Source organism: Ruegeria sp. K7 (assembly GCF_056531785.1).
In genome coordinates, this window is sequence record NZ_JBQFMJ010000025.1 from 1 (window position 1) to 12,752 (window position 12,752).

General features: G+C 51.3%; 11 protein-coding genes. 4 read left to right on the top strand and 7 right to left on the bottom strand.

Annotation, left to right across the window (positions count from 1 at the left end; all coding sequences use genetic code 11):
* The first annotated feature begins 287 nt into the window (after positions 1-287).
* Positions 288-1,991, top strand: a complete 1,704-nt coding sequence (locus ACR0FE_RS22505; protein WP_480915378.1) for an alkaline phosphatase family protein — start codon at positions 288-290, stop codon at positions 1,989-1,991.
* Between the two features lie 154 nt (positions 1,992-2,145).
* Here the strand turns inward: ACR0FE_RS22505 and ACR0FE_RS22510 are convergent, their stop codons facing one another.
* Entirely contained in the window at positions 2,146-2,562 is a 417-nt protein-coding gene (locus tag ACR0FE_RS22510; protein ID WP_480915380.1) for a c-type cytochrome, read from the bottom strand.
* A 175-nt stretch (positions 2,563-2,737) separates the two neighbouring features.
* Positions 2,738-3,664, bottom strand: coding sequence for a DMT family transporter (locus ACR0FE_RS22515; RefSeq protein ID WP_480915383.1), 927 nt, complete (start codon positions 3,662-3,664; stop codon positions 2,738-2,740).
* 227 nt (positions 3,665-3,891) lie between these two features.
* Here ACR0FE_RS22515 and ACR0FE_RS22520 point away from each other — a divergent pair, with 227 nt between their 5' ends.
* Together ACR0FE_RS22520 and ACR0FE_RS22525 are read left to right on the top strand one after the other, a co-directional pair.
* Complete coding sequence (locus ACR0FE_RS22520) at positions 3,892-4,959, top strand: patatin-like phospholipase family protein (protein WP_480442383.1); 1,068 nt, start codon at positions 3,892-3,894, stop codon at positions 4,957-4,959.
* Positions 4,956-6,410: a GntP family permease gene (locus ACR0FE_RS22525; protein ID WP_170612339.1), complete on the top strand. Its 1,455-nt coding sequence runs from the start codon at positions 4,956-4,958 to the stop codon at positions 6,408-6,410. Before ACR0FE_RS22520 ends, ACR0FE_RS22525 begins: the two co-directional genes overlap by 4 nt.
* A gap of 84 nt (positions 6,411-6,494) precedes the next feature.
* Here the strand turns inward: ACR0FE_RS22525 and gltS are convergent, their stop codons facing one another.
* The 5 genes from gltS to ACR0FE_RS22550 all read right to left on the bottom strand — a co-directional run bounded on the left by gltS (position 6,495) and on the right by ACR0FE_RS22550 (position 11,114).
* The gene (gene gltS, locus ACR0FE_RS22530) at positions 6,495-7,730 is read right to left on the bottom strand and encodes a sodium/glutamate symporter (RefSeq protein ID WP_170612341.1); all 1,236 of its coding nucleotides are present in this window, start codon (positions 7,728-7,730) and stop codon (positions 6,495-6,497) included.
* On the bottom strand, positions 7,715-7,828 hold the full coding sequence (locus tag ACR0FE_RS22535; RefSeq protein WP_480915386.1) for a hypothetical protein: 114 nt from the start codon (positions 7,826-7,828) through the stop codon (positions 7,715-7,717). The genes gltS and ACR0FE_RS22535 overlap by 16 nt, the downstream gene beginning before the upstream one ends.
* 184 nt (positions 7,829-8,012) lie before the next feature.
* Positions 8,013-8,453, bottom strand: coding sequence for a hypothetical protein (locus ACR0FE_RS22540; protein WP_170612343.1), 441 nt, complete (start codon positions 8,451-8,453; stop codon positions 8,013-8,015).
* An 88-nt stretch (positions 8,454-8,541) separates the two neighbouring features.
* Complete coding sequence (locus ACR0FE_RS22545; protein ID WP_480915387.1) at positions 8,542-9,672, bottom strand: patatin-like phospholipase family protein; 1,131 nt, start codon at positions 9,670-9,672, stop codon at positions 8,542-8,544.
* Between the two features lie 176 nt (positions 9,673-9,848).
* The gene (locus ACR0FE_RS22550; RefSeq protein ID WP_170612347.1) at positions 9,849-11,114 is read right to left on the bottom strand and encodes an MFS transporter; all 1,266 of its coding nucleotides are present in this window, start codon (positions 11,112-11,114) and stop codon (positions 9,849-9,851) included.
* 378 nt (positions 11,115-11,492) lie between these two features.
* Here ACR0FE_RS22550 and ACR0FE_RS22555 point away from each other — a divergent pair, with 378 nt between their 5' ends.
* A complete protein-coding gene (locus ACR0FE_RS22555) occupies positions 11,493-12,752 on the top strand; it encodes an efflux RND transporter periplasmic adaptor subunit (RefSeq protein WP_480442373.1) in 1,260 nt (419 codons plus the stop codon).

Genomic DNA, 12,752 nt, shown 5'->3' on the forward strand with positions numbered 1-12,752 from the left:
GTGCTCTGGGATATAAACCACCGGCCCCGGCAACCATCGTTCAATTGGACCAAAGGCCGGCCACGCACTAACAATCAACTTGGACCACACATGTGGGGCTGATCACCCTCAGTTCCAAGCAATTGTTTGTATGAACACCGTTTTGGGTTTTGCAGGCTCTTTCGCGATAGGTCGGAAGAAGTAGACTTGAAGCGTTTTTGTTATCAGTTTGGTATTGAAACGGGTTGTTCTAGCGCGCAATTGCGGTCGCCGCCAACCTGCTGCGCAATACAGCGAAAGGAAACACTGTGCCCAAAACACTGAAAGCTTGTTTGTCTTTGTGGTTGGTTGCAGTCGCTCCTGCGTACGCACAAGAACCTCCTCGTCTCGTTTTGCAGCTAACCGTCGACGCGTTTCGGGGCGATCTGCCGACACGCTACTTTGAGAATCTTGGGGAGGGTGGCCTTAAGTATTTACTAGAAAACGGTGTACACTATCTGGACGCCCATCATTGCCATGCCAATACAGAGACGGTTGTCGGACACGCCACATTGGCGACCGGTGCAACTCCGGCAGTACACGGGATGATCGGAAACATCTGGTTCGACAGAACCTTGGACCGCGTTGTCTACAACGTTGAAGACAGCACCGCTCCGCTTCTTGGAGATGGCGCTGGCATCAATGACGATATTGAAATTGACCCAACACAGGCGGCAGCTGGCACAGATGGCCGGTCACCACGCGCTATGCTTGTTACGACGCTTTCGGACGAATTAAGCGCTTCCACTGCTGGTGCGGCCAAGGTCTTTGGAGTTTCAATCAAAGACCGTGGGGCAATTACAATGGCGGGACAAAGCGGCAAAGCCTTCTGGTTCTCAAAAGCCGCAAATCGTTTTGTCACAAGCTCCTATTACTATGACAAATACCCGGATTGGGTTTCCTCATGGAATGACGCATCGCCGAGCGCCTCCTTTGAAGGAACCTCTTGGGAGTTGATGCACCCAAAGGAAGCCTATCTCTTTGGCGACCGTGACAACCAACCATGGGAGACGGATGTCGCCGGGTTCGGCATAACCTTTCCTCATCGCTATTCTTCGACGCAAAATGGGTTTGACCCGCTAGAAAATCCCTACTTTACGACCTTTTTAACGCTTAGTCCCGCTGGCGACGATCTGACGGCGCAATTTGCCAAACGATTGATTGATGCCGAGGATATCGGGCAAGACGCGGTAACGGATTATCTGGCGATTAGCTTCTCGTCCGTGGATTACGTCAACCATGTGTTTGGCCCCTCCAGTCTTGAAGCCGAGGACACGATATACCGCCTCGATCAGACTCTCAAGAATCTCTTCGCGTTTATCGACGAACGGATTGGGCTGGAAAACGTTTTGATCGTTCTATCGGCGGACCACGGCACCACCGATGCGCCAGGCTATTTGGAGAGTGTTGGCATCCAAACTGGCCTTGTTGCTCCGGACACATGGGACCCGACGGAACAGATAGCCAGGCTTAAGGAGCGGTTTGGGATCACCGGGAAATTGCTTGAGGGTTATAATCACCCCTATCTCAATATCGCCCCCGAAGTATTGGCTCGCAGTGATATTGATTTACCCACGCTGGAGTCAGCTATTGCAGAAGAGCTTCTATCCTTTCCCGATGTGGCATTCGCCGTCCCCAGTACGGCTATCGAAGCAAACCTCCTGCCCGATACCGACATCATGCGCCTGATCCGCAACAACTATCATCCGACCCGATCCGGGAACATATACGTAGTCTTCAAACCCGGCTGGTTCATCGCAGACTTCGATGGTCTGTCCGTCACATCCACCCACGGGTCACCGTGGCGCGGTGACACACATGTGCCGATTATCTTCGCTGGACCGAACTTAAAACCGCAACGGGTCGCACGCCGTGTTTGTACGACTGCTCTCGCATCCACACTGTCTGCATTATTGAGCACGGCACGTCCTAATGGTGCGAGCGGTGAAGTGTTACAAGAAGTCTTGGATTAGACCGTTGTGAAGCGCGAGTCCTGATATTGAAGCAAGCTAGGCCAGACCACGACGGCATCGTCCACAACGCGATCCTCATATTCGTTGCTTCTTGGCGACTACGGAAACCGCCCATCGCAGCACTCTTTAGCGTACTCAACTGCTGATCAGAACTTCACGGAACATAACGTTCCGGCTTTGGAAACTGAATACTCTCCAAATACTCAGCAATTTCGATAAGTCTGGAAGGAATACGCGTAACCAAACCATTCCCCGTATCGAATTCGACAGTAGGGCCGTCGTTCAACTCGGTGATTATAGGCATGTCATCGCGAGGTTGTTGAGGTTTCAAATAACCGTCCAAGATCGACATCACCTCGAGCATCGGCCACACGCCTCCCCTACGGTCAGAAATCTTTGTTAAATCAGCAGGATCTGTTTTCAAATCAACTGCGTCAGGTCCTTTTCCAGTTGCATCGATTCCGTGACATCTGGCGCAATGCTCAACAAAGAGGTCTTTGCCAAGGTTCGAAAACTCATCGGACGCAGATATCGTCGCAACCGAAGAAATGCCCATGCTTGCAACGATCATAAAGCACCTCATAATCCGGAGGTCCTTTGCTAAACGAGAGTTCACTACAACAAAAATGGACCGACATCTTCCGCCGGTCAACGTCGGTCCTTTAACACATAACGTTCGCTACCCGCTTCGGGCCGCAAGCAGCTAGTGATGCTTACCTCAGAGAACGGCAGCACCGAGCCCAATGCTACCGCCTCGGTGATTTTGTAAGCACGGTAGATACGGTGCGCGTCTTTCTACTTCTTGTGATCGCGATTGCGCCCAGCACTAAGGCACATGCAAAAGCTTGAGGAAAAGAGATGGCTTCGCCAAAAGCAAGATATCCCACGGCAAACATTGTGGGCAATTCGATACTTCCGACGACCGCAGTTTGGGTGGCTCCAATGACAGGCGAGCAAATCGTGTAGATAAGCTGGGGCACGAACGCGGTGACCAGTCCAATACCAACAATGAGAAGCCAATCGGATTGTTCTTCAGGAAGAAGCTCTCCAACCTCAGCACAAAGGATAAGCGGTGCGAGGCCCAGTACAGACCCCAGAGAAACTGACGCGATACGTGCCAACGGCGCAATCCGTGACAACCTGTGTACCAGGACGCAGATTCCGAAGCCAAACCCAAATGGGGCAGCAAGGGATAGCAGCAGCGTTGGTAGATGTCCCCCAGCCACTGACGCAGGCGAGCCAGCAATGACAGCTGCCACCACAATCAGACTAGCGGCCAACATGGCGCGTCGCGTGGGTGCATCGCCAAACACAGCCCAAGCGACAACTAAGGTGAACACCGGATAGGTCATGTAAAGCACACCCACTGTCGATGCGGGCAGCTTCTCCAGCGCCGTTACATATCCGATCCAACCAAGCCCCATTACGGCTCCGGCTGAAAGACCCCAAGTGATCTCTCGCCATTCTTTTCGGTGCACAATGAGAACAGGAAGCAGAAGAATAGCCGCAACAATGTAGCGGTAGAATGCGACCACATACGGTGCAACTCCCTGTTCGGTTAGGCTGCGGCTGAAGTAGGGAACCAGGCCGAAACAGATTGAAGCAAAAAGAACACCAAAAACGGCAAATGCGTAAGGGATGGATGGTCGATTTCGCGCAGATGTCGTTGCCATAATCTGGAGCTATCACGCATTTGCATCTTCGTCTTCAGAGATTCTACGAAAGACTGCTTTGTCCCGCACACCGGTCGTTCACTGAATTTTTCTGAGCGACCGCACTGAGCCCAAAGCGGTCACTGAAATGCGACAAACAAAGCATTCCGTTTCTTTTGCTTTAAGCAATTGCTGCAATGCGGCATAGTGATGGTGCATGTGCGATAAAGTCTCATGGAGCTTCGGTTGTGCCTAAGAAAAAAATAGATATCGCTCTTCAGGGTGGTGGATCGCATGGCGCTTTCACTTGGGGCGTTCTGGATCGATTGCTACAGCTTGAAGATATTGAAATAGTAGGCATTTCTGGTACCAGTGCCGGGGCAATGAATGCCGTCGCCCTGGCACAGGGCCTAACACAGGCTGGGCCTGAGGGTGCTCGCAACTTGCTTAGGCACTATTGGACACAGGTGAGTCGGGCCAGCAGGGCGAGTCCATACAAACGAACTTTGTGGAACAGGTTACGAGGCGATTGGAGCCTGGAGCATTCTCCTGGCTTCATCATTTCCCAGTTTACACGTCAAATGGCGTCACCGTACCAGTTCAATCCGCTCAACATTAATCCCTTACGGGACCTTGTGCGGGACTGTTTTGATTTTGAAGCCATCAATTCAGCAGAAGGGCCGCGCATCTTTCTGTCCGCTACAAATGTGCGGACCGGGCGCCCCAAAGTCTTTCGCCAACCCGATCTAAGTGCAGATGCGGTCATGGCGTCGGCCTGCCTTCCACATGTATTCAAAGCTGTGGAAATTGACGGAGAAGCGTATTGGGATGGCGGTTACATGGGTAATCCACCGCTCTTCCCCTTGGTGGACGAGACCGAGGCGCGAGACATTGTCATTGTTCAAATTAATCCGTTCGAACGCGCGGAAATTCCCACAACGCCCTATGAGATCGAAAATCGCCTTAATGAAATTACGTTCAACGCCAGCTTGATGAAAGAATTACGCTCTCTAGGGTTCCTTTGGGAGATTATAGAACACGACAATCTGGATCGCGCGGCTTACCGCGATGGGCGCTTGCACAGGATCCATGCATCCGAGGCTATGTGTGACCTCGGCGTGTCCAGCAAGATGAACGCCGAGATGGCCTTTCTGGACCACCTTTTCGAAATCGGGCGTAAAACTGCTGACGAGTGGGTGAACTCAGAGTGGCCAGACGTTGGAAAGACCTCAACGTGGCGGCCTAGTGAGATTTTTGAAGAAAGCCTCCAGCCGGCGCATCTGGCCGAAGGTGCCAATCGGGAGGCCAAGAAATGATGGATATAGCCTCTGTTCTGCTCTCGCTCTTTTTGCTCATGTACTTTGCGTTCCGCGGTGTCACGCTGCTGATATTGGCGCCGCTCCTTGCTTTGCTGGCAGCTGCTTTGACGGGCGCATTGCCGCTGCTGGCCAGCTTCACTCAGATATTCATGACTAATACAGGCGATTTCATCATTTCGTTTTTTCCTCTGTTCTTTCTTGGTGCAATCTTCGGCAAATTAATGGACGACAGCGGCTCGGCGCGTTCAATCGCACATTGGGTGATCTCCAAGCTTGGCACTGACAAAGCCATTCTGGCGGTCGTCTTGTGCTGTGGCGTACTAACCTACGGTGGGGTCTCTCTCTTCGTAGTGGCATTCGCGATCTATCCGATCGCAGCCGCTCTCTTCCGTGACGCGGATATTCCCAAACGGCTTATTCCCGGAGCGCTCGCGCTTGGCGCCTTCACTTTCACGATGTCGGCTCTACCTGGCACCCCTGCGATCCAGAACGCTATCCCGATGCCATTCTTCGGAACCACAGCCTTCGCCGCACCGGGTCTTGGGATCATCGCGGCCGCCATCATGGCTGGCCTAGGAATGGCGTGGCTCAACCGCCGCGCGTCCCGTGCAGAAGCTGCCGGTGAAGGATATGGACAGCACGATGAGGTGCTTCCCGAACTGGACAGTGAGATGCGCACGCGATCCCAGGGCGAAGGCTTCGACTTGAACGAAATTGAACCAAGCAATACGCCTCAAACGATTGAACCGAGCTTCGCGCTGGCCATCACCCCGGTAGTTCTTGTGGTCGTGGTTAATTTCCTTTTCATCCAGGTAGCCGTTCCGCATTTTGATACCAGTTATCTTGCCGAGCCGTTGTTTGGTCAGACAACCATTGAGGCTGTACGTGGCGTTTGGTCAATCATTGTCGCACTTACCACTTCGATCCTGTTTCTGCTCGCAGCAAATTGGACCCGTCTGGCAAGCGTCAAAACAAGCCTCAACAAGGGAGCTGATGCGGCCGTATTGCCGATCTTCAACACGGCCAGTCTCGTGGGTTTTGGCGCCGTTGTAGCGGCACTACCGGTTTTTCAGGCGATCACAAATGCCATGCTCGGCTTGAGTGAGGGCAATCCACTTGTTGCGGTGGCGGTTTCTGTTACGACGCTCTCAGCGATCACGGGTTCTGCCTCTGGCGGTATGAGTATCGCTCTTGATGCATTAGGTTCACAATTTGTCGAACTTGCCGCCGCAACCAATACTTCGTTGGAAGCCATGCATCGCGTAACATCTGTCGCTTCGGGCGCTCTCGACGCCTTGCCCCATAACGGTGCGGTGATCACGGTGCTCGGTATTTGTGGACTGACCCATCGAGAAGCATATAGTGATATATTCGTGGTTGCTGTTCTGGTGCCGATGATTGCATTGATTGCGATCATCCTGCTTGGGTCACTTTTCGGCGGCTTTTGAAGCCTGATAAGATCAGAAAACTCGGCGCAGCGCCGTCGTCGGATGGAGGCAGATCGCCACCCATCGGAACGCCTTTTACGTAGCCTAAGGTAGGTTCGAAACGAACATTTGGATAATAAATGCATTAGCAATATCGACAAAGAAAGCTGAAACCAACGGAAGCACAATGAAGGCAAGCGGAGATGGGCCGTACTTGTGCGTCACAGCAGTCATGTTTGCGATAGCCGTTGGCGTAGCTCCGAGAGCGAAACCCGCGAAACCAGCCGACATCACGCCAGCAAAGTAGTTTCGCCCCATCGTTCGATAGACAACAAAAATGATAAAAACAGCAGCAGCGGCAGCTTGAAGCGTCATAGTAACGGCTAAAACCCCAGCGGAACCCGCCAAAGTCCAAAGTTGCATACTCATCAGCGACATTGAAAGAAACACCGCTAGCGAGAAGTCTTGCAATAGTTGCAAAGAAGCGGTTCCCGTTGGTGTTTTGATCTTTGGGAAAACTCTGGGCGTCAGGTTTGCAAGTAAAATACCAGAAAGAAGGCATGGCACGAAGAGTGGCAAGTTTGCTCCGGTCAGCTCCAGCGATTCATCTGCAATGTAACCAATCACAATTGCAACATGTGTCCAAAGAATGGCTCTCATCATTCCTGGATTTGTTGGACCACCGGTTGGATCGTTTGAAGCAACCACTCCACTGCCTTCTTCGTTGGAATTGGTAGTCGCAGTTTTTTCCTTCGCACTTGGTTCTAGTTGGTCACGGGCGATCAAGTAGCTGGCGATTGGACCACCTATCAGGCTCGCCATGATCAACCCGATCGTCGCCGCTGCTATACCGAGTTCCGCTGCGCCCGCTACAGCATATTGCTCTTCTACCACTGGGCCCCACGCTATAGCGGTACCGTGACCACCAATTAGAGATGTAGTTCCCATCATCACACCAGCTTGGGATGGCAACCCAAATAGTGAAGCCCCAACAACGCCTATTCCGTTTTGGATAAACATGTACCCAATGGTCAGTACAAGTATAAGGCCCAGAAGCGGTCCGCCTTTAATTAGGTCCGAAAACCTGGCATTAAGCCCAATTGTGGTGAAGAAATAGATCAGCAAAGAGTCGCGCGAAGCCAAATCATAAACTACTTCTCGACCTGTCGCAGTCACCACGCCTAGCGTCACAAGTGCAGCCAGCAAGCCCCCTGAAACCGGCTCGGGGATTGAGTACTTGCGTAAAAACTCAAACTGCTCTGTGAGCCTGGAACCGAGAAAGTACACGACGATGCCCAATGTCACAGCAATAAAACTATCAACCACTATCGGTTCTGCCATGAACAGCCTCCTAACTTCGCTGCGCGACTAACCCCACCTTTTCCAGCGGCATCGCGTCCTTCGAAAACTACGACAACTCTCGCTTTGGTTTGCTGCACTCAACCTTGGAGGTGGCAAAGCTCTACCTGCAACCTTTTCAGTTCTGTCTCATAGCACTATTTAGAGATCTTCTTATTCTTCGCCATTCCCAACACCTCTTTGCCACAAGTAGCATTTTTTCTTAGCACACTTGGAGTGAGTTCGTTCGCCGCAAAGGACTTGGGGACAAAACAAACCAACAACCTACGCGTCCAGAATTTCCGGCGCCTCTATTACCGGCCACCAGACATGCGTGGCGAGCCATTCATAATCAGCCCCACCGGCACCGTTCATTCCAGTTGATTGCTTGTGTGCAGAAATAAGTTTTTGGCTGAAACGATGCCCCCCTCGGACGAACTTTTTGAGTTCGCGATGCACGGTCCAGTTTAGAGCCAATCCCAACTCAGTGATTTGAAACCCATCGTCAACACGCTGCACGTTCGGGTCAGCTAAGAGCTTTAACTGTCGTCTTACGCTGGTCTGAGGCAGGTTTGTGTATTTGGCTAAACCGCGCGTTGTCCAAGGTTGAGGGTGAATAACAAGTGCTTGATGCACCCTCTGCATAGGGGGAGGATACTTGAAATGATCAAACGTAACTTGCCAGCGCCGCCAAAGACGCAACCGATTGCGCTCAGTTTCACTCATCGACATAGTCAAATACTTTAATGGTTGTGGTTCAACTGGCAAGTCGACTTAAGCAAGGTTCCCGTTAGCGACATGAAGCCTCTGTGGTTTACCGTGGCGGACGATCGCTCCAAAGTGTCCCCGACTTAAAACGCTGATAACCGTAATCAAACAGCGCTCGCATATACTCTGGATCGAACGGCTCAGCTAGAGGATAGTCGAAGTCCGTCCCGATCCAAGCGGCTTGGTATTCAGCGCCTCTCTGAAGGCTTAGTTTGTACGCAATCGTGAGATCATCTACGCCTTGTGCTTTAATAAGTGTAGAAAGCGAGCGTGCTGATACTTGGAAGACCCCCGGTTTTGTTACTCTAAGTTCTGGCTCAACTTTGCCGTTTCGGATCGCATATAGCTTGCCACCGCGAGCATATTTTCTTGGGATATCCCATCCAGGCACGTAAGCGGTCTGAGAATAGACACCACCATCAACGTGAAGTTCATCCCGAACACCATCCTGAGTTTCGACGTCGATCAAAACGGGAGGGAAAACGCCTGGTATTGAAGCTGAAGCTAGCAGCACGTCTACGAACACCTTTTTTGCGTTTGCTGCCCCGCTATTTGCGATGACGCCCAGGTCCCAAAGCACCGGCCTTTGTGCATCCAAGCTGACCGATTGAACCAGCAAGCGTCGGCCGCGACGATGTTCGTTGGCAATTTTTGCTAGGAAATCGTCAGTAATGTAGCTTTCTATAAGTCGCCTTAGTGGATCAGAACTCTTCACAGAAGCACCGCTCAGGATCCCAGTAACGAACCTTCCTCTGAAAATTCGGGACGGTGGCAGTCCACCGTATAGGTTTTTTAGCTCACCGTCATAATTGCTGCCCAAGAACGCAAAGGGCGCAGCCAACGCACCTGTGGAGACCCCTGTGACCGCCATGAACTCAGGGCGACTGCCGGCTTCGCTCCATGCAGTAAGAATACCGGCGGCGAAGGCTCCATCTTCGCCACCCCCCGACAGCGTTAGTGTGTAATCTGACGAAACCCCCGATGCTTGTCGCTGGCGCAGAGCGGTTTCTAGAAGCTCGCTTATATTGGCCGGAGCAATATCAGCCCAATAACGAGCACCTTCGATGCGTGGGACTTGCGGGTTCTGGAGATCCCTAGCGCTTACTGGGGTCCTTGAAATACTTGAGCAAGCCGCTTGAAAAAGTAGCAGAAAAACAAAGAGTTTTCTCCAATTCATGCGTCCCGTCTCCCCCACAACTATCTGACTTGGACTAGGCCAGGACAAACGCCAATATCATTAACATGGACCACGTCTTTTGATCGTGGTTTTGATCTAAGGTGCGCTGTGTGTGCTCCCATCGCATTAGTCGCCTTCAAATTGAGCTCAACAAAAAAAACTTGATTTTCATGGTATTAACGTTTCTCGGAAGGGGCCATTTCTGTACTGGTTGGTAGGACGTCGGTGTGAGATGTCTGCTCAGCACGAGACACAGGCTCAACTGACCATACCCTTTTTCCCAAATACAAAGCAAAACAGAGCATGACCGCAAAATTCACCCAATAGAGCGCGATGTCACCGAAGTAGGTGGTAGCGGCATTCGCGATCAGGGGGCCAGTTATGGATCCTAAAGTCCAAACCAATAGCATAGTTACCGCCGCCGAAGACACAAAGACCGGAACTGTTCGGTCCAACGCGTGCGCTACAAGCAAAGAATAAAGGGTGAGCAAGCTACCACCCAGCAACACCAATATGATGGAAAGGACCACGAAACCGATTGAGTTGTAGTCGAATGAATTGGCGCTATGGTCGTAATCCACATCGACGAGAACCCCCATGACAAAAAGAACAAATGTTGCAGTGACCGATGCAATCAAGATTACTATCCGGCGATCCATCTTGTCGGATAGCCGACCAAGCGGAAACTGAAAAAGAACACGTCCGAAGTAGATTAATGCGACCATAATGGCCACATTTATGATCTCTATCCCAAGCTGGGCAGCGCTGTAGGGAACCACGCTCAACAGCGTTGTCGACACCATACCTATAGCAAAAGCACCGACAGCCGCAGCCGGTGCATCTTTGAACAATCCGCGCACCCTAATTGGTACCGGGGCGTCATTGTTGGGCGGCGTTGATCGAGTAGTCGAGATAACCATAATCGAAATGCAGTAAAATAATGCGACATAGACGAATGCCTCTCGGATATCACCAGGCACTACAAAAACTAAAAACTGACTGAATACCGCGACGATGCCTACGACAATCGAATAGACTGCGAGGACACTCCCACGGGTCTTTTCCGCTGCGGTCTCATTCAACCAAGTGTCGCCGATCGAAAACAGCCCTGCAGTCGCCAAACCGGCCAGGAAACGCAAAAAGACAAGAAAAGAGGTGCTGGTAGAAACAGAAAATAGTATCGCCACAGCTATCGCGATAGCAGCCCCAAACGCAAATGCACGGATATGGCCAAAATCGACAATGGATCTGGCCACGACAAAGCAGCCGACTAAGAATCCCGCCGAATATGCCGACGCCGCCACGGAAGCAGCTTCTTGAGATGCCCCAATTTCAGAAAACGCAAGTGGAACCAAAGTGCCAGATCCAGCAGTAGCCAATTGCACAGCAGCCATTGCTATGAAGAGAGACTGAAGATTGAGAACTTGTTTTCTAATTGCCAACACACCCTACCTTCAAGCTTTTGCTACTTCTCACATCTACTCAAGTAGACGCGCAGTATCTCCCTGAAATATGCGCCGCATCCCAAAAAACTGTAACTCTGAGTTCTACTGAAATCGAAAACCGCTTGAGCCCATTGCGGTAGGTCCGGCTTTCGCGACGGCAGCATTCTTGTTGAATTTTAGCTTACGCTTTGTAATACAACAATAAACTGTTTCCAATTCATGATATTTTCGCTGAGCCATTTTGGCTCACCCAAATTTGTGAAAGTCTACTGTTGCAGGCAGAGTTGATTCAAACGATCTCTTCTCTCGCCAAGTTTCTTGTGCCCATCGCAAATGCCCAACAAGCGAGCAGCTTCGAATAAGAAGGTGAAAAATATGCATCTGAACTTCTTAGGGACGTTGGCGGCTGTTTTATTTTGTGCTTTTCCCATCGTAGCTGTAGCACAAGATACCCCCGCGACGATAAGACCAGCAAAAGTCTTCACTGTTCTTAAAGCCTCATCTGATTTTGAAAGAATTTATCCCGCTATCGTCTACCCTTCGAGGGAAGTTGAACTCTCTTTTCGAGTCAGTGGACGAATAATAGAATTACCAATTAGGGCCTCTAGCAATGTGGTGCAGGAAGGCGTTGTTGCGCAGCTAGACACACGAGACTTCGAAGTCGAGGTAGCAAGACTTAATAGCCAACTAGAAGAGGCAGAGGCGAATCTAATTGTACTGAGGTCAGGCGCACGCCCTGAAGAAATTACAGCTTTGGAAGCCTCGGTACAGGCCGCTAAAGCTCAACGAGATCAAGCTCGCGAAGAATACATCCGCTCAGCTCAGCTTTTGGAGAGGGGTGTAATCCCTACTGCCCAATACCAGCAACGTGAAGCTGCCTTTCGTCTGGCAGAGGCCGAACTGGTGTCGCGAGAAGAGCAGCTGACAATTGGTCGAGTCGGTGGGAGGCCCGAAGAGATAATTGCAGCGGAAGCGTCGATCCGTGGCCTAAAAACACAGGTTCAATCGGCAAAAAACGATCTTTCTGATGCTACGCTTCGAGCGCCGTTCGATGGAACGATTGCCAAGCGCAACGTGGACAACTTCCGTAATGTTCAAGCCGGTGAAACCATCGCCTTAATCCAAGATCTTTCGACCGTGGATGTAAGTTATGACTTGCCCGGCACTGACATAATCGCAATGTCGTCAATTGGCTTCGACAATGTTGTTAGTATGGTTACGTTTGACTCGTTGCCGGGCGTAGAATTGAACGCAGACCTTGTCGAGTTTTCAACGCAAGCAGACGCAGCGACACAAACCTATCGTGGTCGTCTATCAGTAACCCCGCCTGAAGACTTGGTTGTACTGCCTGGGATGGTAGCGCGCGTGATTATTAGGGCGGACGGGCAAAGCGACACGCATGTTGTGGTTCCACTTTCAGCATTAGCGGCAAGCCCCGACGGTTCCCCTTATGTCTGGCTGTTGGATGGATCCAGCAACACCGTTAAGCGCCAACCAGTTGAATTGGGAGAAATATCTGACGACTTCGTGGTCGTAAAAGATGGCCTTGAAGAAGGACACATGGTTGTAACCGCAGGCTTGAGCGAACTGCTGGATGACATGGTAGTTCGCCCGATTTCAAAAGTTGGTGAGTAG

Excerpts from the sequence above, each read along its gene's own strand:
- ACR0FE_RS22510 (WP_480915380.1), bottom strand. The coding sequence starts at position 2,562 with ATGATCGTTGCAAGCATGGGCATTTCTTCGGTTGCGACGATATCTGCG.
- gltS (WP_170612341.1), bottom strand. The coding sequence starts at position 7,730 with ATGGCAGAACCGATAGTGGTTGATAGTTTTATTGCTGTGACATTGGGC.
- ACR0FE_RS22540 (WP_170612343.1), bottom strand. The coding sequence starts at position 8,453 with ATGAGTGAAACTGAGCGCAATCGGTTGCGTCTTTGGCGGCGCTGGCAA.
- ACR0FE_RS22545 (WP_480915387.1), bottom strand. The coding sequence starts at position 9,672 with ATGAATTGGAGAAAACTCTTTGTTTTTCTGCTACTTTTTCAAGCGGCT.
- ACR0FE_RS22515 (WP_480915383.1), bottom strand. The coding sequence starts at position 3,664 with ATGGCAACGACATCTGCGCGAAATCGACCATCCATCCCTTACGCATTT.
- ACR0FE_RS22555 (WP_480442373.1), top strand. The coding sequence starts at position 11,493 with ATGCATCTGAACTTCTTAGGGACGTTGGCGGCTGTTTTATTTTGTGCT.
- ACR0FE_RS22525 (WP_170612339.1), top strand. The coding sequence starts at position 4,956 with ATGATGGATATAGCCTCTGTTCTGCTCTCGCTCTTTTTGCTCATGTAC.